Genomic DNA, 25,857 nt, shown 5'->3' with positions numbered 1-25,857 from the left:
CGCTCATTCCGGCTTCGGCGGGGTCTGCTTGGACGGCGCATTGCTGCGCCCGGCGCGCGACTCGGCCTCGCCGAGCGCGCGTGCGGTCGCCGGGTCCATGGCGCCGGCCGGTTTCGCCGGTGCGGCCGCTGCGGCGGCGCCGGCCTTCGCCGGTTCGCCGTCCTTGCCCTTCGCGTCGGCGCCCTTGGCATCCGCCGGAGCCAGCCACCCGCCCTTGAACCCGGCGCGTTCGAGTCCGGCGCGGATGTAGGGATTGCGCTTCATCACGTTCCAGACGAACTCGTTGCGATAGTTGCTGATCATGGTCAGGATCGGCCCCTGGTCGATGCCGATGTAGTCGCTGGACACCCAGCCCTGGTCCGGCACCAGGCGCCCTGTCTTGAGCGGGATGTCGTACTTGAAGCTCGGATTGAACGAGTCCAGGAAACCGTAACTCGAATAGATGTACTCGCCGTAGCGCTCGTGCATGGTCACCGTGGTCGGGATCACGATCTCCGGCGCGAACGGCAGCGAGGCGATCGCCGCGGTCGGCGCGATGGTGCCGTCGTCGAAGTTCTCGCGCAGGCCGGCGCCGCGCGCCGAGTAATGGCGGAACTGGCGCTGCTCGCCGCGGTATTCCTGCAAGGTCTGTTGCGGGCCGTCGCTCGCGGTCAGGCCCCACACTTCAGGGCCGTACTCCTCCCACTTCATCGGGTTGGCGATGGCGTAGGCGCGCTGGGCGTAGGCGGCGCGACGGCTGTTCTCGAAATAATCGATGCCGCGCTCGCGCATGTAGTCGTCCTGGATACCGCGGAAATCGATCCAGACGTGGCTGTACTGATGGCCGAACAAGGGGCCGAAGGCCAGGAATTCTTCGCCCTGGTATACGCCCCAGACGTCGTTGTAGGTGCGCGTCCACACCGTCCAGGCTTCCGGGCCGACCGGATGCGAGGGCGAGCCCAGCGCCAACACGTACAGCAGCATCGCCTCGTTGTAGCCGACCCAGTCGTGCTTGATGAAACCGCTCTCGGGGAACCAGCCCATCGAGATCAGCGGCTTGTTCTGCTGCAGCCAGGTCCAGTCGACGCGTTTGTACAGGGTGTCGGCGACCTCGCGGATCTCTTTCTCACGCGGATCGTCGCGGTCGTAATAAGACTGGGCGAACAGCACGCCCATCATCAGCAGGCCGGTGTCCACGCTCGACAGCTCGACCCAGCTGTCGTAGCGCTGTCCCTTCTGCATGTCGAGGAAGTGATAGTAAAAACCTTTGTAACTGCCCTTGCCGCTGGCCTGCGGGCCGCTCGGCAGGTCGCGCAGGAACTTCAAGGTCAACAAAGTGCGGTCGACCGCCTGGGTACGGCTGACCCAGCCCTTCTCGATGCCGATCGGATAGGCGGTCAGCGAGAAACCGACCGAGGCGATGCTCGCGAACGGGCGCGAGGGATACCGGTCGGGGGTCAGGCCGTTCTGTTCGTTGGTGGTGTCCCAGAAAAACTGGAAGGTGCGCTTCTCGATGTCGCGGAACAACGGCGGCAGTTCCAACCGCTCCTGCTTGAGCGGCTCGATCACCACCGGTTCGGCGCTCACGATCGGCTGGGTCTGCGAGCCGGTCTCGGTTTTCTTGCAGGCGGACAAGACGAGCAACAGCGCGCCCAGGACAGCGATGGAGACCGCACGTGTTGTCGACTTGAGGTGGTGCATGAAACGAAAGACCCCTGTGTCTTCGTGTTGAGATTTAGATCGATGCAATGAAGAAAAGTTCGTTGCCGCAAACATGCATGCCGGCCAGCTAACGCAGAACCAGGCGCCAGCCGTCCGCAGACGGCCGGCGCCTCTCGTTTACCAGTTGAAGCCCATCGACAGCTTGAAGCTTCGGGTCGGCAGCGCGATGTTGTCGCGACGCTCGCCGAGGCGCTCGTTCGGGTTGCCGACCACGCCACGGAAGGTGTCGTAGTCGATGTAGTTGCGCCAGTTGAAGACGTTCAGCACGTCGCCGCGGACCCAGAACTTGAAGTCGGTGCCGGTGTCCCACTCCTTCTGCAAGGCCAGGTCGAACTGCTTGAAGCCGATCGTGTCGCCCGGGGTGTAGGGCTGGAAATAGCAGTGGTTCGGCCCGTTGGTGATGCAGTTCAGCGATTCCTCCGCTTCCGGGCTGGCCAGGGTCAGCTTGCCCGACAGGGTCATGCCGTAAAAATCCATGATGCCGGTGGCGACCAGGCGGTGCTTGGAGATACCGAGCGCGCGGGTGAAGCCGACATCGTCCAGGTTCGGATAATCGAACGCGAAGATGTCGGAGTTGTTGCGGTTCTCCTTGGCGTCGCTGTAGGTATAGGCCAGGCTGACGCCCCAGCCCGATTCCTCGGTGAAGGGCTTGTCCAGCGACAGCAGCAAGGAATTCAAGCGCGTCTCGACGGCGTTGTTGCCGATGAAGAAGTTGCCGAAACCGGGCAGGTTCTGGCCGAACGGCGGGCTGCCGAAGCTCACCCCCGGCGGGTAGAAGTTGCCGTTCGGGAGACGGTTGCCGAGGGTGAACAAGATGCCGTCGTGGCTGCGGATATGCAGCAGGGTCGCCGACGAATTCCAGTCGTGGCCGAACATCGCGAAGGCGTTGCGCATGCCGAGGCTGAACTGATCGGAATACGGCGTCTTCAGGTCGTTGTTGAGCAGGAACACCTCGTTGCCGGCGTTCGGGCGCTGCAATGCCAACGCCGCCAACGTGGCCGGATCGTTGAAGCTCGGATCGAAGTTGAAGCAGTTGCCGGTCGGCGTGACCGTGCAGGTGTGGTTCGGCGAATTGAACTGGTAAGTGATCTGCTGGAACGCCAGGCGATAACGCTCGAACGACAGGTAATCGAACTGGTTGCGGTTATACGAACGCCCGGCGCCGCCGAAGATCACATGGCGCTCGTCGCCGTTGAGATCGTAGGAGAAGCCCAGACGCGGCTGCCAGCCGTCCTTGAACGCCTTACGGTTGCTGCCGGTGCTGATGTAATCGTTGATGTCGTAATCGACGTTGGCGTTATGGATGTTCGGGTAGGCATTCAAGGCCGCGACTAGGTTGGCCGGGGTCACGAAATCCTCGTAGCTCGGCGTGGTCTCGTAATCCCAGCGCAGGCCCAGATTCAAGGTCAGATGCTCGTTGACCTCCCAGTCGTCCTGCAGATAGATGCCGAACTGCTTGTTCTTGGACTTCACCGCCGGCGGGAAGCCGGTCGCCGAACCGGAGAACCGCACTTCATAAGGCGTGGCGAAATTGCGGATGTCGTAACGGTACTGCGGCGTGTACGGCTGCTTCTCCATCGCGGTGATGTCGATGGTCTTGTACTTGAGGCCGGCCTTGACGGTGTGGCCGTCCCAGCCGTTCCAGGTGAAATCGTTCTGGAAGGCATAGCCCTTCTGGCCCTTGTTCTGGAAGTCGCCGCCGCCGCCGAAGTTGAGGACTTCCTCCATCTCCGGGTTGTTGCGCGTTTCCTGGCCCTGGCGCGGCACGCGCAGGTTGAAACCGTTGCTCAGCGTCGCCGGGCGCGGCCCGAAGGTCACGTCCTCATAGGTGAGGTGGGCGTCGTTGATCCAGTCGGCGGCGCTGTACTGATAGCGCAGGTCGACGCGGGTTTCCTCGCCGGCCTTGAGGGTGCCGTATTCGGCCAGCCGGGCGCCGCCGATGTTGGTCAGCTCGTCTTCCTTGCGGTACTTGGTGGTCAGCTCGATCAGGTGGGCATCGCCCGGCGCCCAATCGATCTTGCCGAAGTACAGGTCTTCCTTGAACGGTGCGCTGATCGATTGCCGCGCCATCTCCTGGAACGGCGCCGGCAACTGGTCGATGCGGAAATTGCGGCCCGGGGTGATCGCCCGCGGCGAGTTGTATTCCTTGGCCTCGTAGGTGACGAAGAAGTGCATCCGGTCCTGGATCAGCGGGCCGCTGAACGAGGCGCCGTACTGCTCTTCCTTCGATTGCGCCTTGGGCACTTCGCCCTTTTCTTCGCGCACGGTCTTGGCGTTCCATTGGTCCGAGGTGTGGTCCCAGAAGAAACTGCCGTGGAATTCGTTGCCGCCGGACTTGGTCACCGCGGTGATCGCGGCGCTGCTGAGCTGGTCGTACTCGGCCTTGTAGTTGGAAGTGATGACCTTGTACTCGGCGATGCCGAGCTGCGGGAACGGATTGCCGCGGCTGGAGTCCTGGCCGGTGATGCCGCCCTTGAGCACGTAGTCCTTCTGGCCGACGCCGTCGACGTAGACGTTGATGCCGTTGCTGAGCTGGGCGCCGCTGCGCAGCGAGGTCGAGCCTTCGGTGCCGGTCTTGAACTGCACGCCGGGAACGATGTCGGCGAACGCCAGGAAGTTGCGCGAGGCCTGCGGCAGCGCGGCGATCTGCTTGTTGCTGACGTAGGTGGCGATTTCCGAGGTGCGGGTCTCGACCAATGCGGTCGAGGTGACGGTGACCTTGTCGAGGTCGGTCGCCTCGCCGCTCGGCGCGGCCTCGGCGACGCCGCCGGTCGATACGTTGAGCGTCGCGGCCTGGCCGACCGCGACGGTCACATTGCGGGTGTTGCTCTGTCCATCGGCGCTGACGTCGATGCGGTACGTGCCCGGAGGCAGGCCGGCCAGGGTGTAGTTGCCGTCGGCGCCGGTCTGCACCTTGCGGGTCAGGCCGTTGGCGAGATTGGTCGCAGTGACGCTGGCGTTCGCGGCCGGGCCGGCGTTGCCGCTGACCGCACCGCGGATGGTCGCGGCAGTGCCCTGGGCGAAGGCGATCGGCGCGGCCATCGCCAGGCAGCTGGCGAGCGCGCAGGCCAGCAGGCTGCGGCTGGGCCTGGAATGGCCGGATTTACTGTCGGATTTATTGCTGGAGCGACGCGAGTGGTGTGGGTTCATATGCTTTCCTCCCTCCAAGGAGCACGTACTGCAAGGTTGCAACGGTGGAGCAATCTCTGCTCTGTAATCGCTTACACGTTCGTCCAAATTTTTTTCGACGCGATCAGCCACCGCCCCCTCGGCGTACCCCGGACTCGCGCACTATCAGTTCCGGCCGCAGCGGTTCGCTCTGCCGCGGCTCGTCCATGGATGGTTGTTGCTCCTGCGCTGCGGCATCGGTGCCCAGTTGCGTCAACAGCAGACGCGCCGCCCGGGCACCGAGCTCGGCGATATTGACCCGCATGGTCGTGAGTGTCGGGTGGACATAGCGTGCAAGCGGGATATCGTCGAACCCCGCCACCGCGATGTCGTCGGGCACCTTGAGGCCCGCCTGCACGAACGAAAACAAACAGCCCAGCGCCATCATGTCGTTGGCCGCGAACACCGCATCGGGGCGCTGTGGCGCGGCCAGCAAGGCCTGGCCGGCGCGATGGCCGGAGGCCTCGTCGAACTGGCCCGGCAGCACCCATTCGCTTGCATCGGGCAACAGCCGCGCAAGCGCTTCGCGATAACCGCGCAGGCGTTCGTGGGCATCGAAATTGTCTTCCGGGCCGGCGATGAAGGCGATGCGGCGATGACCGCAATCGACCAGGTGCTCGACCATGGCCTGGGCGCCGCCGTAATTGTCGACGCTCAGCGACAACAGGCCGGGCACGGCGCTCTGGGTGTTGATCAACACGATCGGCATGGCCGCATCGAGTTCATCGACGATCGGCGCCTGCGCCGCGACATAGGGCGACATCACCAGCAAACCGTCGACGCGGCCGCGCATTGCGCGCAAGGCCGCGGCCTGCTCTTCCGGCCGGCCGTGATAGCTCGACACCAACAGGTGCAGGCGATGCTCGCGCGCGACCTGGTCGACGCCGCGCACCAGTTCCGAGAAGAATTCGCCGTGCAGGTCCGGCAGGACCACGCCCAAGGTATGGGTGCGCCGGCTGCTGAGGCTGCGCGCGGCGGCGTGCGGCGTATAGCGCAGGCCCTGGGCCACCGCGAGCACGCGGCGCCTGACCTCCTCGGCCACGTTGCCATGGCCGTTCAAGGTCCGCGACACCGTCGCAACCGACACCTGCGCCGCACGGGCGACATCTTTGATCGTCACGCTCATCACGTTCCTGGACCGCCCCTCGCGGCTGGAAAGTGGCCCGACTGTAAACGTTTTCAAGAACAAGTGTAAAGCGCTTGTTATGAAAAGCGTTTAACGGCTTCCTGCACAGGCGCGCATGCTGCAGCGCGACATGCACTGTGCGATCAGCGCCCCGCTTCGACCGCCGTGTTCAGCCGGCGCCTTCGTCCGGCGTGCGCGCACTGATCGAGAGCGCATGGATGTCGGTGTTCATCAGATCGCCGACCGCGGCATAGACCGCGCGATGACGCGCGATCGGGTTCAAACCGACGAAGGCAGCGCTGACCACGGCGACACGGAAATGCCCGCGCCCGTCCTGGGCGCCAGCATGGCCGACGTGGCGATGGCTTTCGTCCTCGACCTCCAGCGAGGCCGGCGCCAGCGCGGTCTCGATCGCATGGCGGATCGCCTCGACGCGCTGTTCGCGCGGCAGCGCCATTACGGCAGCACCTTGCGGAACGGACGCACCTCGACCCGCGCGTACACGCCGGCGTCGACGTAGGGATCGGCATCGGCCCAGGCGCGCGCGGCCTCGAGCGATTCGAACTCGGCGACGATCAGGCTGCCGCTGAAACCGGCCGGACCCGGGTCTTCGGCATCGATCGCCGGGCACGGCCCGGCCAGCAACAAGCGGCCCTGGTCGCGCAATGCGGTCAGGCGCGCCAGATGCGCGGGACGCGCCGCGCCGCGCGCGGGCAAGGAATCGGCGACGTCATAACCTTCGATCAGATACCACATGCCTGGACTTCGACCTCGTGAGGGGCGCGCACGCCGCGCGAGGCTGCATTCTCGCAGGCTCCGGGCCGGCTTGCGCGCACCCGGTCGGCTGTATTCGCATGCGGCGCGCGCGCAAACGCATCGGCGTGCCGGCCTTGCGCCGACGAAGCGGCCCGCGTCGGCAGACGCGGGCCATTGGCGGTCACGCCACCATCGGCCGCGCCGGTTGCTGCTGTTGCTGCTGCGTCGCCTGCTGGCTCTGCTGCGCCGCTTGCGGCACATCCTGCTGCAGGCGCTGGCTCGATTGCTCGACCGGCTGGTTCGCCGCGATCGCCTTGTCGGCGTAAGCGCGGTGGTGGGTCGGGTCGTTGAGACCGCCCTGCACCGCGAACAAACCGTTGCCATTCGCATTCAAAGCGACGTGGTCGATCTTGGTCAGGCCGCTGACGCGGGCCTCGTAGGTCAGCGTCGCCGCGGCGTTCTCGACTTCCTGGCGATTCTTGAAACCGGCCTGCGGGCCGAGCTTCTCCAAGCCGTCGACCGCCTGCCGGAACATCGCGTTGTTCGGGTGCGCCGTATCCGACAGCAGGGGCGCACGCGCCGGGTCGGCCGCCGTACGCGCATGGCTGTGCCCGTCGTGGGCCTGCGCCTGCGCCGGCTCGGCCTTCTTCAAGGCCTCCAGCGTACGCGGGCCGGCGATGCCGTCGACCTTGAGGTGATGATCGCGCTGGAACGCCTCGACCGCTTCCTTGGTGTGCTGGCCGAACTTGCCGTCCGGCACGATCGCATGGCCCTGCGCGTCCTTATAGCCGAGCTTGGCCAACTGCTCCTGCATCGCCTTGACCTCGGGACCGCGCTCTTCCTTGCGCAGCACGCCGTCGGCCATCGCCGCGGCCTGGGTGGTCGAACCGGGGCCGCCGGGCGTGTGCACGGCGCGACCGTTGCCGGAGACGTTGCTCACTTGCGCCGGGCCGGTCAGGTTGTCCGAATGCGGCGGGCGGCGATCGGTGCTGATCGCGCCGCTGTCGATGTCGCGTACGTAACGCTCCATCTGCGGCATGTAGCCGGTGTTGATGTCGACGTGGACGTGCTTGCCGAAGGCGTTCGGATCGCCTTTGTTGAAACCGCCCTGGATGCCGAGCGGCTGGCCGTACTCGACGCGGTCGCCGACCTTCAACTCGGTGTTGCGCAGGTCCATGTGCCGGTACTGCGCGATCATCTCGCGGTTGGGATCGTTGGCCGGGCGGTCGTAGATCTGGACGATGCCGTCGCGCGGGTCGACCCGGCCGATGTAGCCGTTGGCGACCGCGGGCACGGCCACGGCGCTGGAGCCGCCGGCCTGCAGCACGAAGTCCTTGGAAACGTAGTGGTCGCCGTCGCGCGAGACGGTCGGCGTGCCGGCATAGTTGCCGAGCAGTTCTTCGCGCTCGCCGTTGACGGTGCCGTAGACGCGGCCGCGCTCGTTGCCGCGGGTGGGATGGTGGCGCTCGAGGTCTTCGTAATCGTGGACGTGCTGTACGCCACGACCGACCGATTCGACGATCGAATACTTGGGCATCGTACTTCTCCTTGTCGATGGTTTATCCGGACGGCCGCCCCCGCTCGCGGGAGAGGCCGGGGTTCAACGCAGCTGTTGAGTCAGCTGCCAGCACCCTTGCTTGAACTCGAACACATACGCTTCCGGCTTGCCGAGGGTCTTGACCACGTCCTCATCGGGCGAGAACTCGGCCTTGACGAAGTCGACCCGCATGCGGTCGCCGCTCAGGGTCCGCTCGATCTTGACCCGGTCGAGTTGGCCGGCCTGCTTGCCGGGCTCGTCGTACGACCACTGATTGTCGACCAGGGCGATCTTGAACGGCCCGGCCTGCTGCGGCGTCTGCGACTCCAGCAGCTTGCCCGGGTCCTTGAGGTCGCGGATCTCGATCTTCGGCGCGGAATAGGCGGAGCGTACGTTCGCCTGGTAGACGAATTGCTCGAAGAACGAGGCGAAGCCGTCTTCGCTCTTCACGCAGGCCTCGGCCGGCAACTGCACCGCCGCGCTGGCGGGGGCCGAAGGCGTCGCCTCGGCCGGCGCCGGCTGGGCAGTTGCAGGCTCGGCGGCTGCGGGCTCGGCAGAAGCCGGAGTCGCGGTCGCGGCCGGATCGGCCGTATTGGCCTTGCCGGCCTCCGGCGCGGGCGCGTTGCAGCCCGCCAACGCCAACACCAGAGCGGCGGCGACGGTCCTTGCTTGGTTCATTGCGATTCCCCAGTCCATTAGTTGTGCCTGCCCAGTCTAAATAGCTGTACGGCCCGGCGACAGGCCCCGCACAGGCCGTCGCGGCGATCGGCAAACCCGAGCGCCGTCGCGCCCGCGACCCCGGGCGGCCCGGAGCCGGCCGGCCGGTACCGCTCCCCGACCCGGCCGGCGTTCATGCCGGCGCTGGACACTGCCCGCCCCAGCCCTTACCCTAACTGTCAATTGCCCGAGGCCGGATGCAGCGGCCCGTCGCGACAGGACCCAAGCCGTCGCCACGTCAGCACCCGTACTTCCCCGCACATCATCGGTGCGCCAGTACGCCAGTGCACAGCTGCAGACCACCGGCTCACGCCCGCAACCCCCTTCGTCTCAGCCGCCACGCCTTGTCGTGACGCGCAGGCCGGGGCCGTTCGGGCCTAAAGCACACGCCTTTATAGAGTGGTCCGTAGCACCCGCAGGGAAGCTCGATCCCGGTCCTTGCACGACCTGGCGCGGCTCTCGATGCGGTCATGCGCCGCAAGCATCGTCGTAACTGCAGTGCCGACGGCCCGGAGGGGCCGGTTTCGAATGAGCAACGAACCCGCGCCCGTCGCGACCGAATCCAGCCCAGCCCCGACGACGCCTCAGCAGCAGGAAATGCCGCTGGCGATGGTCCACGGCCAGCCGGTGCTGCAGATTCCGCAGGATCTCTACATCCCGCCGGACGCGCTCGAAGTCATCCTGGACGCGTTCGAAGGCCCGCTCGACCTGCTGCTGTACCTGATCCGCCGTCAGAACCTGGAGATTCTCGACATCCCGGTCGCCGAGATCACCCGGCAATACGTGACTTATATCCAGGCCATGCACGAGATGCGTTTCGAGCTGGCCGCCGAATACCTGGTGATGGCCGCGATCCTGGCCGAGATCAAGTCGCGCATGCTGCTGCCGCGCTCGGCCAACGAGGAAGGGATCGAAGAAGACCCGCGCGCAGAGTTGGTCCGCCGCCTGCAGGAGTACGAGCGCTTCAAGAAGGCGGCCGAGGACATCGACACCCTGCCCCGCCAGGACCGCGATACCAGCCCGGCGCAGGCCTACGTGCCGGACCGGGCTTCGGTCAAACTGCCGCCGCCGGTCGATCTGCGCGAGATGCTGCTGGCCCTGCACGACGTGTTCAAGCGTGCCGAGCTGTACACCCAGCACGCGATCAAGCGCGATGCCTTGAGCGTCCGCCAGCGCATGGGCGAACTGCTGACCCGCATGTCCGATGGCGTGTTCCATCGTTTCGAATCGCTGTTCACGGTCGAAGAAGGCCGGCTCGGCATAGTGGTAACGTTCCTGGGCCTGCTGACCCTGGCCAAGGAACAGTTGATCGAGATCGTCCAGGAGCAGCCCGAAGAGGGCCGCCCGCCGGCGCCGATCTACGTCAAATCGTTGGCGCTCATGAAGGATCCCGACGAGATCGAACTCAGCAGCGAGTTCGACGACGCCGCCAACGATGACCGGGCTTCGTGACTTGGCTGTCGTGACTCGGCTGCCGCCGTCGTTCCGCCTCGCCGGGGCGGATTCGATCGGGACGGACTTGATCGGGACGGATTCGATCGGAACGGACTCGATCCCGGCAGGGGCCGGGTCCGCCTCGCCCGAACGTTCCTGCACTTCAGCCTCCGGATTCCGCGAACGCGGCCGTGATGGCCCGGACACGCAGCTCCCGCCTCGCCCGCTTCCGCTATAGCTAGATCGGCCGCCAACCGGCCGACCACCGACCCAGGCACCGATTCCCACAGGCTCCAGGGCCGATCGCCAACGCAACGATTCAGACGCATTCCATGGACCAACTCCTCGTCACCCGCATCGTCGAAGCCGCCTTGCTCGCGGCCAACCAGCCGCTCACGCTGGCGCAGCTGCATGCCCTGTTCCCCGAGGACCAGCCGGCTCCGGCCGACAGCGTCGAGACCGCGCTGGAGACCCTGCGCGAGGGCTGCGCCGAGCGCGGCGTGGAACTGGTCGAGCTGGCCTCGGGCTTCCGCTTCCAGGTCCAGGCCGACGTCCATGCCTGGGTCGCGCGCCTGTGGACCGAACGCCAGACCCGCTACACCCGCGCCACCCTCGAGACCCTGGCGCTGATCGCCTACCGCCAGCCGATCACCCGCGGCGAGATCGAACAGGTCCGCGGCGTCGCGGTCAGCAGCAACATCATCAAGGCCCTGGAAGAGCGCGAGTGGATCCGCGTCGTCGGCCACCGCGACGTCCCCGGCAAGCCGGCTCTGTTCGGCACCACCAAGACCTTCCTCGATTACTTCGGCCTCAAGCGCCTGGACGAACTGCCGCCGCTGTCGGAACTCAAGGACATCGGCGAGCTCGAACCGCAGTTGCCGCTCGACGGCGAAGCGATCGCCGCCGGCGGCATCGCCACCGGCCACGACGACAAGACCGGCCTCGATCAAACCAGCCTCGATCAAGCCAGCAACGATGCCGAAGCCGGCGAGGACGACGGCGACTCGGTCGCCGGGTCCACCGAATCGGGCGACTCGAACGACGGCGCCGACGACAGCGTCGACGGCGACGAAGCCCACACCCAATCCGACGACGCCGGCGCCGACACCAGCGCCGACGCCGACAGCGATACCGATAGCGACACCGATACCCACACCGATACAACCGTCCTTTCGGACGACCCCGAAGCCGCGCCGGGCGAGCGCGCGGCGGACGCGAACGATCACGAGCAAGACCAACACGCCGTCGAGACGACGACCGTTCCGGAATTTGAGGCCGAGTCCGAAGACGACCGGCCGGAGCAACAGAAATGACTGAAGAAAACCGCCGCAAGCTCTCACTGAAGCGCGGCAGCGATGCCGGCGCCACCGCCGAGGCGCCGCGTCTGGAAGAACGCCTGCACAAGGTCCTCGCGCAAGCGGGCCTGGGCTCGCGCCGCGCGCTCGAGCAGCGCATCGCCGACGGCCTGGTCAAGGTCAACGGCGAGACCGCACAGGTCGGCATGAGCATCAAGGGCGGCGACAAGATCGAACTCGACGGCCGCAGCTTCATCGCCAGCGCCCTGACCGAGCCCTCGCGCGTGCTGATGTACAACAAGCCCGAAGGCGAAGTGACCACGCGCGAAGACCCCGAGGGCCGTCCGACCATTTTCGATTCCCTGCCCGCTCTGAAGGGCGCGCGCTGGATCGCGATCGGCCGCCTCGACATCAACACCACCGGTCTGCTGCTGCTGACCACCGACGGCGAACTCGCCAACGCGCTCATGCATCCCTCCTTCGAGGTCGAGCGCGAGTACGTCTGCCGCGTGCGCGCACCGGAAGGCCAGGAGCAGGTTCCCGATAATCTCGTCGACCGCCTCGCCCGCGGCGTCGCTCTCGAGGACGGCCCGGCCAAGTTCGACGAGATCGAACGCATCGGCGGCAGCGATTCGCACGACTGGTTCCGCGTCGTGGTCAAGGAAGGCCGCAACCGCGAAGTGCGCCGTTTGTGGGAATCGCAGGGCTGCCAGGTCAGCCGCCTCAAGCGCATCCGCTACGGCACCGTGTCGTTGCCGCGCGAACTGCTGCGCGGCCACTCGCAGGAGTTGGTCGGCGACAAGGTCGACGCCCTGCGCGGCGACCTCGGCCTGGAAGACGGCACGCCTTCGGCGCTGACCCTGCAGCCGGTGATCGGCCAGCGCAAGGCCGCCAAGTCGACCGTGCACCTGTCCGGCGAGCGTTCGCACGGCTACGTCGGCGGCCACAACACCGCCGACGAAGGCCGCGAGCTGCGCCGCTTCGACCATGTCCGCGAAGACCGCGGCGGTCGCGGCCGCGGCGGTCCGCGCAAGCACGGTGGCCTGACGGTCAGCGGCGAAGCCGCGGCCAACCAGTCGCACAAGCCGTTCAAGCAGCGCAAGGAAAAGGGTCCCAAGCCCCTGCCCGACGGCAATCCGGCCGCGTTCCGTACCTGGTACGTGCCCGATGGCGTCGAGACCGGCCCGAGCGGCCACCGCAATCCCGACGGCCAGGGCCGTAAGCCCTACGCCGGCAAGCCGGGCGGCGCACGCGGTCCCGGCGCGGGTGCCGGTGCAGGCGCCGGTCGCGGTCGTCCGCACGGCGGCGGCCCCGGTGGCGGCGGCTTCGGCGGCGAGCGCAACGGCAACACGCCCTACGGCGGCGAGCGCCGCAGCGGCGGCGGCCAGGGTCAAGGCCAAGGTCAGGGCCAGCGCGCTCCGCGTCCCTACGGTCACCCCGGCAATGCGCCGAGCTTCCCGTCCGACCACGCCAACCCCGGCAGCTTCAATCCTTACGGCGGCGAACGTCCGCGCAGCAATGCGCGTCCGGCCGGCGGCAAGCCCGGTCCGGGCGCCCGCCCCGGTGCCGGCCCGCGTCCCGGCGGCAATGCCCGTCCGGGTGGCGCGCCCCGTCCCGGCGGCGCACCGCGTCCCGGTGGCGCAGCCCGCCCGAGCGGTCCGCGTCCCGGTGGCCCGCGTGGCGGTGGCCGCCCCGGCGGCGGCCGCGGTCCGCGCGGCGGCGTCTGAACCCAGACGTCAGCAACGCTGAAGCAAGACACGACAAAGGGCGCTTCGGCGCCCTTTGTTTTTGTGCGCGCCCGGCTGTTCGCCGCGCACCCGCCGAATCGCTTCGAGAGCAGGAGCGGCGTCCCACGGGGATTTCCTGCGGTCGCGAGCCGCGGTCACGCGACGACCGCTTGCATCGAAACCGCTTCGCCCGCGATCACTCCGCCCTACTTCTACGATCCCGACAACACCTCCGATCCAGGCGTCTGTCCGCGCTATCGAATATGCGTTCGCAGCAAATCCACCGTCCGCGTTGTTTTCACGACGCAGTTCCGAAGGAACTCGCGCCGATTCAGATAGCACATTAAACCGACGCACTTGCCGGCCATTGACGCTGAAAACACGCGCAATCGCATCCGTACCGCCACCTCCATCACGCTATCGGCAGTGTCGAAAGCCGATTACGAAACCTGTTCGCGATGCGACGTTTCGTTTCGATCTGCTCGCCGAAAAACCTGCAACGAAACCCTAAAAAACAAGGAACTTTCGTTTCCGACGCGGTTATTGACGCCCCCCTGCGGCTCATGCTCAATCGCCGAGTCGCGACATCCGCAACACAGGACACGCATTCCCCAGGACGCGAATCGACGCCTTCGGCGAGGGCGATCGAAGCGGCGATCGCCCTCGCCGGCCAAGCCGAGGACCGAACCCGAATCGTTCCTGCCGATCCATCGAATCCGAGCAATACGCCAGGCACGCCGCAAGCATCGCGGCCTGGACCCGATACGTCCATGACGAAGCCGAGATCTCGCCATGGGCAGTCCGCAACCCGTCGTCGATAGGAGTCCGTATGCGCTACGCGAAGATCGTCCTGCTACTGCTTTGTCTGACCTTGCACGGCACCGCCGCGGCGGTCGTCGCCGGCGGCATGGTCGCGATAGACCGCACTTGGCCGAGCCAGCCCGGCGGTTACCTGGATATGGACTTCAGCATCGCCATCACCCAGGAGCCCGGCTACAACGGGCGCACCTATTGGGCGCATCAGTTCGCGCTCAAGAACGGCGACGGCGGCTACGTCGGCCTGCAACAACGCAGCAATGCCGACAAGGCACTGAATTTCTCGATCTGGCAGGCCACCGGCTGGGTCGCCGAAAGCGGCACCCTGTGCAGCCATTTCTCCCACGAAGGCAGCGGCGTGCAGTGCTGGGTCGCTTATCCCTGGGTGCAGGGCAAGAAGTACAAGATCCGCATCGTCAGCGAAGCTCCCGGCAGTTGGAGCGCCTACATCACCGATGTCGCGACCGCTGCGCGCCGCAAGGTCGCCAGCATCCAAGTGCCGCAGACCTGGGGCGGCCTCAACGAGAAGACCGTCGAGTTCCTGGAGAACTTCGCCCAGGGCACCGATCAACTGGAAAGCTGCGCGGCCGCGCCGGCGACGAGTGCGGTGTTCTTCCGCCCCAGCGCCGAGAACGGCGCGGTCGCGCCATCGACCAGCACCAGCAAGACCTACGGCAACTGCGAATCGATCGCCCGCGCCTCCTGTACCGCGGAGCAGGACTGCATCGCCGCCGACAACAAGTTCGGCACGCTCGGTTCGCCGAAGGTGCTGCTCAACACCTACAGCGGCTATTGCCTGGATACCCTGGCCGGCGGCACTCAGGCCGGATTGTGGAGCTGCGCGAGCAACAACAACCAACTGATCGAACGCGACGACGGCTTCCGCATGATGATGCGCAGCCGCAGCCAGTGCCTGCAGGCGGAAAGCGACGGCAGCGTCCGGCTCGCGGCATGCGGCAACGGCTCGGCGCAACGCTGGATGCCGATGCCGGGCTCGGATGGGCTGTACAACGTCGCCAGCGGCACCTGCCTGGACCCGCTCAACAACGCCGCCCAGGGCGCTTATCTGCGCGTCTATACCTGCCTCGGCAACGGCTATCAGAAGTGGCGCTTGAACCCCTGAGCCCCTGACCCCCCGAACCAGGGCTCGCTTCCTGGGGGCCGCCGCCCGGATGCGACGGTTTCATCGAAGCTCGCACACCACGCCGTCATCGCCTGCGATGGCGGCGTTTTCGTTTTCGAGCCCGCAGGCGCGCCGGAGACATCGACATGCGAAGGTCTCGTGCATGCGCCATGCGCCCGGGGTTCCGCGAAGCCGGCCTGCGCAGGCCGGCCCGCAACCCGTGCCGAAAGGTGGCACCATCCCGGCTATGCCCCGCACTGATCGCCGCCGCGCCCACACCCCGACGCAGGACGACACGCCGCAGCGCTGACGCCATCCGCTTCCGCCCCGTGCTGCACCGAGAAAGACCGATGCGAAACACCCGACAACGCCGCGAACGGATCCTGCAGATGCTGGTCAAGCACGGCAGCGTGCACGTCGCGCATCTGGCCGAATCGATGGGCGTGTCCACGGTGACGATCCGCGCCGATCTGGCCCAGATCGAGTCGCAGGGCCTGGCCAAGCGCAACCACGGCGGCGCCACCCTGGTGCGCACGCCGCCGCTGGAACAAGACATCCATCAGAAGGACAGCCTCAACAGCAGCTTGAAGGAATCGATAGGCGCCCGCGCGGCGCAGCTGATCCGGGCCGGCGACAACGTCATCATCGATTCCGGCACCACCACCATGACCCTGGCGCGCCATCTGCGCCACGCCGAGGGCGTCACGGTGATGACCAACGGCCTCAATATCGCCTGGGAACTGGCCAACGCGACGGGTGTCGAGGTGATGCTGACCGGCGGCCTGTTGCGCAAGCAGTCGCTGTCGTTCCAGGGCGCGCAGGCCGAGGCCAGCCTCACCAGCTACAGCTTCGATGCGCTGTTCCTCGGCGTCGACGGCCTCGACCTGCAGTTCGGCCTGAGCACGCATCACGAAGGCGAAGCCAGCCTCAACCATCGCATGGTCGAACGCGCGCGCAAGGTGATCGTGCTGACCGACGCGTCCAAGTTCGGCCGCGTCGGCCTGCATCGCATCGCCCAGTTGGAATGCGTGCATACCATCATCACCGACTCCAGCATCAGCCCGGAATACAGCCAGGGGCTGCTGCGTCTCGGCATCGAGCTGATCGTCGTCGACTGAGGCCGACGACGATCAGTCTTACAGCCCCAGCTCGCTGAGCCCCGGGTGATCGTCGGGACGCCGGCCCTGCGGCCAATGAAACTTGCGTTCGCTCGCCGCGATCGGCCGGTCGTTGATGCTCGCCAGACGCACCGCCATCAGGCCGTCGTCGCCGAACTCCCAGTTCTCGTTGCCGTAGCTGCGGAACCATTGCCCGGAATCGTCGCGCCATTCGTAAGCGAAGCGCACTGCGATGCGAGCGCCGTCGAAGGCCCACAGTTCCTTGATCAGGCGGTAGTCGAGCTCGCGGGTCCACTTACGTTCGAGCAAGGCCACCGCGGCTTCGCGGCCGTCGACGAATTCGGCGCGGTTGCGCCAACGGGTATCGACCGAATAAGCCTGGCCGATGCGGGCCGGGTCGCGCGAATTCCAGGCGTCTTCGGCCAGGCGGATCTTTTCGATGGCGCTGTCGCGGGTGAACGGCGGCAAGGGCGGACGGGTATGCATGAGGACGGCTCCAGAGCGCATGTAGACGAATTAGTCTACTTGGATAAGAATTTATGTAGACAGATCGGTCTACACGGTAAAATTACCTCATGTAGACAGAGTTGTCTACACGATTGGCGCCGGTAGACGAATCGGTCTACCATCGCGCCATGAACCGCAAAGCCGCTTCGCCTGCCCAGCCAGTGCCCGCCCGCGAGCGGATCCTGCAGACCGCCCACGATCTGTTCTATCTCGAAGGCATCCGCGCCACCGGCATCGACCGGGTGATCGCCGAGTCCGGCGTCACCAAGGTCACGCTGTACCGGCATTTCCCCAGCAAGAACGCCCTGATCCTGGCGTTCCTGCACTACCGCCACGAGCGCTGGATGACTTGGTTCGATGCGGCCTTGCAGCGCCGCGGCGCCGCGCCCGAACGCGGCGCCGAGGCACTGGTGCCGGCCCTGGCGGAATGGTTCGCCCACCCGCATTTCCGCGGCTGCGCCTTCATCAATGCCGTGGCCGAGATCGGCCCGACGCTGCCCGAAGCGGTGGAATGCTCGCGCCGGCACAAACGCGAACTCGCCGAACGCATCGCCGCGCTGCTGCCGGCGTCGGCCGAACGCGATGCGCGCGCCGGCGCGATCGCTCAGGCCTTCGACGGTGCGATCGTGCGCGCTGCCGCCGATCCCGCCGCTGCGCAGGACGCCCTGAACGGCCTCGCGCTGACCATCGAGGCCTTGTCGGCCGCGAATCGCTGAGCGAAAGGCCGAGCAGAACGGGCCACGCGTCACGCGTCGCGCGTGAACCCCGTTACAGGCTCGACTCACTTCACACAGACCCCATACGGGCTTCGTCGAGCCTGCCCAGACTGCACCGGTCTCCCCACGAGAAACCGGAATGAACCTCGACCCCCAAGCCTACGACTGCGACCTGGTCGTCGTCGGCGCCAGCTTCGCCGGCGCCGCCTGCGCCCTGGCCGCCGCGCGCGCCGGCCTGCGCGTGGTGGTGCTCGAACGCAAGCGCGACCCCGGCGAGAAATTGCGCACCACCGGCATCGTGGTCAAGGAAGCCGCCGAACAGACCTGGTTGAGCCGCGCGCCGGCCGGTTGCCTGCACCGCGTCGAACGCGTGCGCCTGTATTCGCCGCGCCTGCGCAGCATGGCCTTGAGTGCACCGGGTTATTACTTCCTGACCACCGACACGCCGCGGCTGATGCGCTGGCTGACTCAGGAGCTGGTCCGCCACGGCGTCGAGTTGCGCCTCGGTACCTCCTTCACCCAGGCCGAGCGTGAGGACGACGGCTGGCGTATCGAAGGCGTGGGCCGCACCCGTTTCCTGGTCGGCGCCGACGGCGCCAAGTCGCGCGTCGCCGAGCGCACCGGACTGGGCCAGACGCGCGAGTTCCTCTACGGCATCGAGTACGAGTTTCCCGGTGCCGCCCTGCCCGAGTCCGGCGCCCTGCACTGCTTCGTCAGCAAGCGCTACGCGCCCGGCTACATCGGCTGGGTGGCGCAGAACCCGACCGGCGTCCAGGCCGGCCTGGCGGTGCGCCACGACCCCGAACGCGCGCGCGTGCCCGACATCGACGGCTTCCTGCAGCGCGTGCGTTCGGTGGTCGGCCTTGACGCCGATGTGCAGCCTGCGGCGACCCGCGCCGGCCTGATCCCCTGCGGCGGCCCGGTGTTTCCGCTCGCCCGCGACGGCGTGATGCTGACCGGCGACGCCGCCGGCATCGTCTCGCCGGTCACCGCCGGCGGCATCCACTCGGCCTGGGCGCACGGCGAAACCCTGGGCCAGGCAATCGCCCTGCACGCGCTCGGACAGGGCCCGGCGCCGGAATCGGTCGCCCGCGACAGCGCCCCGCGCTTCCGCCGCAAGCGTGCGCTGCGCTGGGCCTTCGATCATTTCCAGTTCGACTGGCCGTTCGACCTGCTGTTGCATTCGGCGCCACTGCGTTGGGCCGCCGAACAGGTCTATTTCCACAAACGCGGCAACCGCGAACCGGACGAGGCCGCCGCATCGCGGCCTTCGGAAAGCCTGTGAACATGCGCCACGGCGCGCTCGACACCTGCGAGCCGGCGTACAGTGGCCGCATGACCCTGTCTGCCCTGCCCGCTACGCTCGCCTGTCTGTTGGCCGCCGCCTTGGCCTACGGGGACGCGACGGCTGCGCCCGCTGCGGCCGCCTTGCAGGTCGAGATCGACTCGCGCCAGCAGGACTTACTGCTGGTCGACGGCGCCAGGCGCAAACCGCTCAAGCTCGCGCGCATCACCGATGTCGACGGCGTCGTCGAGCGGCGCGCGCTGCTGGCCGACTCCGGCCACGGCCCGGCCGAACTGCGTTATCTGTTGATCGAGGTCGACACCGCCAGCCGCAGCGACCGCACGCAGGGCCATTGCGGCGCCGGCATCGAGACCGACCTGGTCTGGCTGGCGCTCGATGCCGCACTGCAGGTGCGCAAGCACGACGCCTACCGCATCGCCTCCTGTCTGCAGTCGATCGAAGCGGGCGAGCGTGTCGTCGCCGCCGATGGCTCGCTGCGCGTGTCCTTGCTGCGTCCTGGGCGCGACGGCGAACCCGATCGCGAGGTCACCGTGCGTTACGACGCCGCCGACCCGAGCCAGGGCCTGCAGGTCCACGACCGCCTGCGCTGAACGCTGCCGTCCCTTATCCAACGAAGCGGCGTGCTCGCGCCAGGGCAGGAGCGACGGCCTGCCCGAGCTGCTCCTGCCGTTGCCGTTGCCGTTGCTGTTGCTGTTGCTGTTAAAGGTTGGCGCAGCTCCGAACTTGAGAGAACACCTGGAGACCCGGAGGGCGGCGCACAGGACGTGCGCCCAGCCTTTAAAAAGGAATGACTCGATAGGACAAGGATGTCCTATCGAAAAATCCCGGCGTAAGCCATGAACTCGCAGGAGAGCTTCGTCAAGGAAGGCCTCCCTTTGGTCAGCTTTGACCGAAGGGAATCCAGACGGACTTTTGGGCCAGCAAAAGAAAGTAACCCGGCCGCGTCAGCGGACGGAAGCTTTAGATGTTGCCTCACCGCTCTGCGGTAAGAGGCGTCGCAACCGCCAGCTGCGCAGTCGCGGCTTGCGCCGCTCCTACCCAAGAGCAGCGGCAGCGGCGCCGCAACGCTCGAGATACTCAGCGCAGTTCGAAGCTGTCGCCGTCGAGCATGGCCGGGAAACGCTCGCGGTGCGCCGCCAGTTCCGCCGCCTGCAGGGTCGTGGTCACGACCACTTCCTCGTCGGTGCATTCGCTGATCGGGTGGCCGAGGAAATCGATCACCGCGCTGTCGCCGGAATAGCTCAGGCCGTTGCCGTCGCTGCCGACGCGGTTGAGCCCAGCGACGTAGCACAGGTTCTCGATCGCGCGCGCGCGCAGCAGGGTCTTCCACGGGTAGGCGCGCGCCGCCGGCCAGTTGGCGACGTACAGCAGCAGGTCGAAATCGAGCGCGCCGGGGCGCTCGACGTCGAAACGGTTGCGCGAAAACACCGGAAAACGCAGGTCGTAGCAGACCATCGGGCAGATCCGCCAGCCCTTCCATTCCACCGTCAGGCGCTCGCGGCCGGCGGCATAGCGTTCGTGTTCCTTGGCGTAACGGAACAGATGGCGCTTGTCGTAGGTTTGCAACTCGCCGTCGGGCGTGGCGAACAACAGGCGGTTGAACACGCCGTCGTCGGTGCGCAGTTGCACGCTGCCGGCGACCGCGGCGCCGAGCTTGGCCGCCTGTTCGCGGATCCAGCTCACGGTCGGCCCGTCCATGGTCTCGGCGTCGCCGATGGCGTCGTTGCTGAAGCCGCTGGTGAAGGTCTCCGGCAGCAGCACCAGGTCGGTGATGCCGCGCAGCGAAGCGATCAGATGGCCGTAGTAATCGCGGTTGCCGGCCGGGTCGTGCCAGCGGGTGGCGCCTTGGACGAGCGAGATGCGAAGGTCGCGCATACGAGCTACCGAACAGGGGGTCTGCGGACATTATGCCCGCGAAGCCGCGCCGGTTGCCGGGCCGGAGCCCGGCAACGCGACGCACGACTCATCCGGCTCAGCCGGTGCCGATGTCCAGCACCGGCACCGATACCTTCGGCAACAGGCGCTGGGTGAACAGCTTGTCCTGGTAGTACTTGATCTTGTCGCACTTCACCGGGTGCGGGATGCCTTCGTACAGGAACACCTCGCTGTCGAAGCCCATCGCCTTGAGCTCCTGCGGCAGCATCAGCGCGCGGCGCTCTTCCGACTCGCTACGCGAGACTTCGCGGCCACGGGTGATGTTCTCCTTGCGCACGGTGGTGTAGCCGAGCATATCGGAATAGTCGTTCGCGTCCTGCTGCTCGCGCGGCGCGTAGATGATCTGCAGCGCGTGGTTGGTGATGATGGTGCGCGAGATGTCCTTGCCGTAGGTCGCGTCGAGCTGCGACATGCTCTGGATGATCGGCAACAGGCGCAGGTTGTAGCCGGCCATGTACGACACCGCCGAGGCGATGATGTCGACCTTGCCGATCGAGGTGAACTCGTCCATCAGCAACAGGCACTGATGCTTGAGCTCAGGGTTGTTCTGCGGCAGCTCGCGGGTGTTGAGGTTGATGATCTGGCTGAAGAACAGGTTCACGATCAGACGGCTTTCGGCCAGCTTGTTGGGCTGGATGCCGACGTAGATCGTCATCTTCTTCTTGCGCAGGTCGGTCAGCAGGAAATCGTCGGTGTTGGTGGCCGCGTCCAGGACCGGGTTGATCCAGGGATTGAGCGGTTCCTTGAAAGTACCGAGGATCGAGGCGAAGGTCTCGTCGGCCTGCGACAGCATGTTGGCGAACGCCGACTTGGCGTTGCTGCTGAGGAAGGGCCGCTGCGACAGGCCCTGCAGGAACGGCTTGAGCTCGGTCTTGCCGTCGCCCGAAGACAGGCGGTACACCGCGCCCAGGGTCGGGATGGTGCCGAACGGGAAGCCGACCTTCTTGGCGTCTTCCCAGGCCTCGAACAGGTACAGGGTGAAGGCCATGAAGGCGTTGCGGGCCTGGCTGACCCAGAACTTCTGGTCGTCCGAGCCATCCGGATACAGCATCGCGGCGATGCTCATCAGATCTGAGACGCGGAACGCCGGATCGCTGGACACATAGGTCAGCGGGTTCCAGCGATGGGTGCGGCGATCCTCGGCGAAGGGGTTGAACAGGAAGATCTCCTGCCCTTGCTCGGCGCGCCAGCCGCTGGTCAGGTCGAAGTTTTCCTGCTTGATGTCGAGCACGACCATCGAGCCCTGGTAGTTCAGCAGGTTCGGAATGACGATGCCGACGCCCTTGCCCGAACGGGTCGGCGCGGCGAGGATCACGAACTGCTGGCCGCTGAGTTGCACCAGCTGGCCGTTGAACTTACCGACCACGATGCTGGTGGGGGTCGACTTGAACATGCCCTTGGCCGACAGGTCGCCGGAGCGCGCGAAACGCGCGTCGCCGTGCATCGACTTCTTCTTCGGCTTCAGCATCAGCACGGTCAGGATCAGATAGCCGACCATCGGCAGGCCATAGCCGATGAAGCCGCCGGCCTTGATCTTGCCCACGTAGGGCTTGTACTGCGGGACGTCCAATACCTTGAGGTAATCGAGGTAGGTGGTCCACTTCAGCGCACTGGTGTCGATCTTCATCAACATCAACGTCACGTATCCCGACAGATACGTCCCCGCGGCCAGTACGAGTACCAGTACCGCCAGGGCAAAAATCAGCTTCCCTTTCACGTCATGTTTCCTGCTTGGTTTCCCCGAACCCGCTGTCGGTCAGCGTCGCTTGCGGGCGGCCTGCAGCCTGGAAGGCTCCCCCGGAGGCGATGACTCCATCATATCCGGCGACGAGCCTCCGCTGGAGGCCCTTTCCTGCTCGATCCAGAATTCCAGCCAGTTGCGGGCGTCGGTCAGGGTCAGTTCCTGACGCATTTTGAGCCCGGAAGAGGACATCACCGCGTAAGCGTAGATGTCGTCGCTCTCGAACTGCGGGTCCGGGGTCAGGGCCACGATCTGGTAGCGGCCGCGGGTCAGGATGTGATGACGGTATTCGTTCATTGCAGGCCTCCGATGCCTTCGCGCGCTCTATGGCGGCGCGGGCGTTTCAGTCTTTGTCTTTGAACAGGGCACGGGCCAGCGACGGCTCGCGTTCGCCGCGGTGCTCGGCCTGACGTTCGGCCTGGCGCTCGTCCTGCCGTTGCTGGTCCTGGAGTTCCTGTTCGCGATTGAGCTGGGCCAGCTGCTGGCTGCTCCGTTCCATCGATTGCGCCGCCGCCTGGGCGGTGTCGACATAGCTCATGCGCCGGCTCGGCGAATCCAGCTCGCCCTCGATCACGAACGCGCGCGAACCGTCCTTGCTCAGCACCACGTGATCGGCGCTGCGCAGGCCGCCGGTGCGCGCTTCCAGGGCCAGGGCCGCGGCCAGGTTGTCGCGCTGGTCGCCGGAGTAGTCCTTGAGCCCCATGTCCTGCTTGTCGAGGCAGACGCGCACCTGCGAGTACAGGTCGTGATGCGGATGGCTGGGGCTGCTGAGCAGCGAGCGCTGCTCGGCGCGGCGCATGTCGTCCAGCGTCTGGGTCGTGGCTTGGCCGTCGACCTTCAATTGCTGTTCCTGAGTGCTTCCGTTCATCGTTGCACCTCCGGCCGGAACCGAATCGTCATGCTCGCGCAATAGCGGAAACCCCACAAGGGCGAGGCGCCCGGGCCGGTGCGCGCAGCCCGGCCTGGTTAGAAACATTGGCATCCCGGCCTCGCCGTCGCCGGCCGGCCGTGTCCGCCCGCCCGATCGCGGGCGGCCGGCAAAGCGGCAGCGACAGGCTCGATCTCCCTAGCGATCGAGCCTGCCCTGCCCGCTCCGCCCCTGCGGGCGAAGCGACGACGTCCCTGTCCGGACATCGCAGTGGTTGCAACGCATTCCCTTGCCTGCGATGTCCCCGATCCGGATCGGCGCTCTCCTCCACCAGAGTTGTGCGCCGGCCCAGGGTCAAGCCATCTGGATCCTCGGAGCTTCCTTCTGCGGCGCCAGGGCCTGCTCGCGCGTCGGTGCGTCCTGTTGCACCTGGAAGGTCGAGCGTTCGACCGGCTGCTCGGCCGCGTACTTCTTTTCCACGTGGACGCGGTTCTGGCTCGGATCGTTGAGTTCGCCCTGCACCGCGAACAGGCCGTTGCCGTTCGCGCTGCGGGTGACGTGATCGATCGCAGTCAAGCCGCTGACCTTCGCTTCATAGGTCAGCGCAGCGGCGGCGCGCTCCATCTGTTCGCGATTGCCGAAGCCGCCGTTCGGCCCAAGCTTCTCCAACCCGGCCACGGCCTGGCGGTAAATGCCGTTGTCCGGGTGCACCGGATTCGACAGCAACGGCGCCTCGCCGGCCTTCTTCAGCGCTTCCAGCGTCTTCGGGCCGGCGATGCCGTCGTCCTTGAGGCCGTGCGCATGCTGGAAAGCCTTGACCGCTTCGCGGGTGCGATCGCCGAAATCGCCGTCGGACTTCAGCGCATGGCCGTGGCCGTCGCGGTAACCGAGCTTGTTCAACTGCTCCTGCAGCAGGCGCACGTCGCGGCCGTGTTCGCCTTCGCGGATCACGCCGTCGGCAGCGGCGCCGCGGCTGGCCGGACGCGGCGTCGCTTCGCGATGCCCGGCTTCGCGATGCACCTCCTCGCGCGCCGGCGCTTCGGCGGTCTGGCCGTTCTTGGCCGGATAGCGGTCCGGGGTGATCACGCCACGGTCGATGTCCTGGATATAGCGCTTGAACTGATCGGCCTCGACTTCGACGTGCGCGTGCACCGAACCGGGCGTGCCGGTGTCGGACATCGCGCCGAGCGGCTGGCCGTATTGCACGTGCGCGCCTTCCTTGAGCTTGAACGAGTGGGGGTCCATGTGCAGGACCTGACCCACCAGCTTGGCGCCGGGCTGATCGTGCGGACGGTCGTAGATGCGCAGCGCGGCGGTGGGGTCGTTCGGCAGGTAGTGCACATAGCCTTCGACCGGCGCCGGAATCTGCACCCGCCCCGGGCTGTCCTGGCTGAGGATGAAGTCTTTCTTGACCAGGGTGCGGCCGTCGTTGGTGCGGCGGATTTCCTCGAACTCGCCGTCGACGCGCGCATGGTCGCGGCCGTGCTCGAAGTCGGCGTCGCGGCCGGTCTGCAGGCCGCGCGCGTTGCGGCTCGGGTGATGGATGTCGAGGTCGTCGTAGCTGTGAACGTGCTCGACGCGGCGGCCCACGCTTTCCGTAATGCGATAGCGGCTCATGAGAGTCCTTCCATTGAGTGATTGAGAGGGTGCTGAACTCGTGATCAGGGGGCGGACGGTTCCGGGTCCTCGGCGAGGAACCAGCAACCTTCCTGTTTGACGAAGCGGTACGAATTACCTTCCGACATGCCGTACTGGTAGCGGACGAAATAGGCGTCGGCCGGCTCGGCCTTGACCTCTACCGCGACCGGCTTGGGATCGACCGCGCCGGCACTGTCGACGACATGGAAACCGTCGTCGCGATAAGCGAGGTTGAAGCCGGTGTAGTCCTTGCCCGGCACCTGCTCGGTGCGTTGCTGGGTGTCTTCGCCGACGTCGACCAGGTCGACGACCTTGACCGTCGGCAAGGTGAAACGGGTCTTGGTCTGCGCATCGCGTGCGTAGGCCTTGAGGAAATCGTCGAAACCCTGCGCGGGGCACGCGGCCGCAGCCGCCGGGGCCGCCGCAGCGGGTGTCGAGGGCGTCGCCGTCGCGCCGACCGCCGGCGTTGCGGGCACTGCATTCGGGCTCGCGCCTTCGAGTTCCTTGAACGGCGATTCCGACTGCTCGGCGTCGCCGGAGCTCGCGCCGCAAGCGACGAGCGCCAGGGTCAACGGGATTACCAGAAACCGGGGGAGATTCATGCCTGTCTTCCTTGTGCGTGGCGATC

Annotated in this window: 22 protein-coding genes; 8 read left to right on the top strand and 14 right to left on the bottom strand. The window is 66.5% G+C overall.

Annotated elements, in window-relative coordinates:
* Positions 1–3 precede the first annotated feature (3 nt).
* From EX88_RS0104335 to EX88_RS26745, 7 genes are all read right to left on the bottom strand, one after another.
* A complete protein-coding gene (locus EX88_RS0104335; RefSeq protein ID WP_031370773.1) occupies positions 4–1,680 on the bottom strand; it encodes a glucoamylase family protein in 1,677 nt (558 codons plus the stop codon).
* A gap of 138 nt (positions 1,681–1,818) precedes the next feature.
* Positions 1,819–4,851 carry a TonB-dependent receptor gene (locus EX88_RS0104330; protein ID WP_051884466.1) on the bottom strand — a complete coding sequence of 1,011 codons (3,033 nt, stop codon included), beginning with the start codon at positions 4,849–4,851 and terminating at the stop codon, positions 1,819–1,821.
* 103 nt (positions 4,852–4,954) lie between these two features.
* The gene (locus EX88_RS0104325) at positions 4,955–5,995 is read right to left on the bottom strand and encodes a LacI family DNA-binding transcriptional regulator (RefSeq protein WP_031370771.1); all 1,041 of its coding nucleotides are present in this window, start codon (positions 5,993–5,995) and stop codon (positions 4,955–4,957) included.
* A gap of 169 nt (positions 5,996–6,164) precedes the next feature.
* Positions 6,165–6,452 (bottom strand): BolA family protein, encoded by a 288-nt coding sequence (locus tag EX88_RS0104320; protein ID WP_031370770.1) that lies wholly within the window; start codon positions 6,450–6,452, stop codon positions 6,165–6,167.
* A complete protein-coding gene (locus EX88_RS0104315) occupies positions 6,452–6,751 on the bottom strand; it encodes a YciI family protein (protein WP_031370769.1) in 300 nt (99 codons plus the stop codon). The genes EX88_RS0104320 and EX88_RS0104315 overlap by 1 nt, the downstream gene beginning before the upstream one ends.
* 181 nt (positions 6,752–6,932) lie before the next feature.
* Entirely contained in the window at positions 6,933–8,288 is a 1,356-nt protein-coding gene (locus EX88_RS24320) for a peptidoglycan-binding domain-containing protein (RefSeq protein ID WP_051884465.1), read from the bottom strand.
* Between the two features lie 63 nt (positions 8,289–8,351).
* Positions 8,352–8,966 (bottom strand): hypothetical protein, encoded by a 615-nt coding sequence (locus EX88_RS26745; protein ID WP_200875794.1) that lies wholly within the window; start codon positions 8,964–8,966, stop codon positions 8,352–8,354.
* Positions 8,967–9,533: 567 nt separating this feature from the next.
* Here EX88_RS26745 and EX88_RS0104295 point away from each other — a divergent pair.
* The 5 genes from EX88_RS0104295 to EX88_RS0104275 all read left to right on the top strand — a co-directional run bounded on the left by EX88_RS0104295 (position 9,534) and on the right by EX88_RS0104275 (position 16,518).
* On the top strand, positions 9,534–10,457 hold the full coding sequence (locus tag EX88_RS0104295) for a segregation and condensation protein A (protein WP_031370766.1): 924 nt from the start codon (positions 9,534–9,536) through the stop codon (positions 10,455–10,457).
* A 314-nt stretch (positions 10,458–10,771) separates the two neighbouring features.
* Entirely contained in the window at positions 10,772–11,752 is a 981-nt protein-coding gene (scpB, locus tag EX88_RS0104290) for an SMC-Scp complex subunit ScpB (protein WP_031370765.1), read from the top strand.
* Entirely contained in the window at positions 11,749–13,461 is a 1,713-nt protein-coding gene (locus tag EX88_RS0104285; protein WP_031370764.1) for a pseudouridine synthase, read from the top strand. Before scpB ends, EX88_RS0104285 begins: the two co-directional genes overlap by 4 nt.
* An 829-nt stretch (positions 13,462–14,290) precedes the next feature.
* Entirely contained in the window at positions 14,291–15,400 is a 1,110-nt protein-coding gene (locus tag EX88_RS24310; RefSeq protein ID WP_051884463.1) for a DUF3472 domain-containing protein, read from the top strand.
* A gap of 350 nt (positions 15,401–15,750) precedes the next feature.
* Positions 15,751–16,518 carry a DeoR family transcriptional regulator gene (locus EX88_RS0104275; protein WP_031370762.1) on the top strand — a complete coding sequence of 256 codons (768 nt, stop codon included), beginning with the start codon at positions 15,751–15,753 and terminating at the stop codon, positions 16,516–16,518.
* An 18-nt stretch (positions 16,519–16,536) separates the two neighbouring features.
* Here EX88_RS0104275 and EX88_RS0104270 read toward each other — a convergent pair whose 3' ends face one another.
* Positions 16,537–17,004 carry a DUF1348 family protein gene (locus tag EX88_RS0104270; protein WP_031370761.1) on the bottom strand — a complete coding sequence of 156 codons (468 nt, stop codon included), beginning with the start codon at positions 17,002–17,004 and terminating at the stop codon, positions 16,537–16,539.
* A gap of 149 nt (positions 17,005–17,153) precedes the next feature.
* Here EX88_RS0104270 and EX88_RS0104265 point away from each other — a divergent pair, with 149 nt between their 5' ends.
* The 3 genes from EX88_RS0104265 (at position 17,154) to EX88_RS0104255 (ending at position 19,637) form a co-directional block, all read left to right on the top strand.
* Positions 17,154–17,741 carry a TetR/AcrR family transcriptional regulator gene (locus EX88_RS0104265; protein WP_031370760.1) on the top strand — a complete coding sequence of 196 codons (588 nt, stop codon included), beginning with the start codon at positions 17,154–17,156 and terminating at the stop codon, positions 17,739–17,741.
* A gap of 139 nt (positions 17,742–17,880) precedes the next feature.
* Entirely contained in the window at positions 17,881–19,026 is a 1,146-nt protein-coding gene (locus EX88_RS0104260; protein WP_036148010.1) for an NAD(P)/FAD-dependent oxidoreductase, read from the top strand.
* Positions 19,023–19,637: a hypothetical protein gene (locus tag EX88_RS0104255; protein WP_152566093.1), complete on the top strand. Its 615-nt coding sequence runs from the start codon at positions 19,023–19,025 to the stop codon at positions 19,635–19,637. Before EX88_RS0104260 ends, EX88_RS0104255 begins: the two co-directional genes overlap by 4 nt.
* A gap of 487 nt (positions 19,638–20,124) precedes the next feature.
* Here the strand turns inward: EX88_RS0104255 and EX88_RS0104250 are convergent, their stop codons facing one another.
* The 6 genes from EX88_RS0104250 to EX88_RS26670 all read right to left on the bottom strand — a co-directional run bounded on the left by EX88_RS0104250 (position 20,125) and on the right by EX88_RS26670 (position 25,831).
* Positions 20,125–20,922, bottom strand: a complete 798-nt coding sequence (locus EX88_RS0104250) for an amidohydrolase (RefSeq protein ID WP_031370757.1) — start codon at positions 20,920–20,922, stop codon at positions 20,125–20,127.
* Between the two features lie 97 nt (positions 20,923–21,019).
* Positions 21,020–22,699, bottom strand: coding sequence for a type IV secretory system conjugative DNA transfer family protein (locus EX88_RS0104245; protein ID WP_051884462.1), 1,680 nt, complete (start codon positions 22,697–22,699; stop codon positions 21,020–21,022).
* 39 nt (positions 22,700–22,738) lie between these two features.
* Entirely contained in the window at positions 22,739–23,020 is a 282-nt protein-coding gene (locus EX88_RS0104240) for a hypothetical protein (RefSeq protein WP_031370755.1), read from the bottom strand.
* A 46-nt stretch (positions 23,021–23,066) separates the two neighbouring features.
* Complete coding sequence (locus EX88_RS0104235; protein ID WP_031370754.1) at positions 23,067–23,591, bottom strand: XVIPCD domain-containing protein; 525 nt, start codon at positions 23,589–23,591, stop codon at positions 23,067–23,069.
* A gap of 354 nt (positions 23,592–23,945) precedes the next feature.
* Complete coding sequence (locus EX88_RS24305) at positions 23,946–25,208, bottom strand: peptidoglycan-binding domain-containing protein (RefSeq protein WP_051884460.1); 1,263 nt, start codon at positions 25,206–25,208, stop codon at positions 23,946–23,948.
* 44 nt (positions 25,209–25,252) lie between these two features.
* On the bottom strand, positions 25,253–25,831 hold the full coding sequence (locus tag EX88_RS26670) for a hypothetical protein (protein WP_152566092.1): 579 nt from the start codon (positions 25,829–25,831) through the stop codon (positions 25,253–25,255).
* Positions 25,832–25,857: the final 26 nt, after the last annotated feature.

It is taken from the genome of Lysobacter antibioticus (genome assembly GCF_000731095.1).
Classification (GTDB): Bacteria; Pseudomonadota; Gammaproteobacteria; order Xanthomonadales; family Xanthomonadaceae; genus Lysobacter; species Lysobacter antibioticus_B.
Note: the sequence above shows the minus strand (reverse complement) of the source record. Positions and strands in the feature narration are given on the sequence as shown.

Coding starts and splice junctions, on each gene's coding strand:
- EX88_RS24310 (WP_051884463.1), top strand. CDS start 14,291: ATGCGCTACGCGAAGATCGTCCTGCTACTGCTTTGTCTGACCTTGCAC.
- EX88_RS0104330 (WP_051884466.1), bottom strand. CDS start 4,851: ATGAACCCACACCACTCGCGTCGCTCCAGCAATAAATCCGACAGTAAA.
- EX88_RS0104240 (WP_031370755.1), bottom strand. CDS start 23,020: ATGAACGAATACCGTCATCACATCCTGACCCGCGGCCGCTACCAGATC.
- scpB (WP_031370765.1), top strand. CDS start 10,772: ATGGACCAACTCCTCGTCACCCGCATCGTCGAAGCCGCCTTGCTCGCG.
- EX88_RS24320 (WP_051884465.1), bottom strand. CDS start 8,288: ATGCCCAAGTATTCGATCGTCGAATCGGTCGGTCGTGGCGTACAGCAC.
- EX88_RS0104270 (WP_031370761.1), bottom strand. CDS start 17,004: ATGCATACCCGTCCGCCCTTGCCGCCGTTCACCCGCGACAGCGCCATC.
- EX88_RS0104235 (WP_031370754.1), bottom strand. CDS start 23,591: ATGAACGGAAGCACTCAGGAACAGCAATTGAAGGTCGACGGCCAAGCC.
- EX88_RS26670 (WP_152566092.1), bottom strand. CDS start 25,831: ATGAATCTCCCCCGGTTTCTGGTAATCCCGTTGACCCTGGCGCTCGTC.
- EX88_RS0104315 (WP_031370769.1), bottom strand. CDS start 6,751: ATGTGGTATCTGATCGAAGGTTATGACGTCGCCGATTCCTTGCCCGCG.
- EX88_RS0104335 (WP_031370773.1), bottom strand. CDS start 1,680: ATGCACCACCTCAAGTCGACAACACGTGCGGTCTCCATCGCTGTCCTG.
- EX88_RS0104250 (WP_031370757.1), bottom strand. CDS start 20,922: ATGCGCGACCTTCGCATCTCGCTCGTCCAAGGCGCCACCCGCTGGCAC.
- EX88_RS0104320 (WP_031370770.1), bottom strand. CDS start 6,452: ATGGCGCTGCCGCGCGAACAGCGCGTCGAGGCGATCCGCCATGCGATC.
- EX88_RS0104265 (WP_031370760.1), top strand. CDS start 17,154: ATGAACCGCAAAGCCGCTTCGCCTGCCCAGCCAGTGCCCGCCCGCGAG.
- EX88_RS24305 (WP_051884460.1), bottom strand. CDS start 25,208: ATGAGCCGCTATCGCATTACGGAAAGCGTGGGCCGCCGCGTCGAGCAC.
- EX88_RS0104285 (WP_031370764.1), top strand. CDS start 11,749: ATGACTGAAGAAAACCGCCGCAAGCTCTCACTGAAGCGCGGCAGCGAT.
- EX88_RS0104260 (WP_036148010.1), top strand. CDS start 17,881: ATGAACCTCGACCCCCAAGCCTACGACTGCGACCTGGTCGTCGTCGGC.
- EX88_RS0104275 (WP_031370762.1), top strand. CDS start 15,751: ATGCGAAACACCCGACAACGCCGCGAACGGATCCTGCAGATGCTGGTC.
- EX88_RS0104325 (WP_031370771.1), bottom strand. CDS start 5,995: ATGAGCGTGACGATCAAAGATGTCGCCCGTGCGGCGCAGGTGTCGGTT.
- EX88_RS0104295 (WP_031370766.1), top strand. CDS start 9,534: ATGAGCAACGAACCCGCGCCCGTCGCGACCGAATCCAGCCCAGCCCCG.
- EX88_RS26745 (WP_200875794.1), bottom strand. CDS start 8,966: ATGAACCAAGCAAGGACCGTCGCCGCCGCTCTGGTGTTGGCGTTGGCG.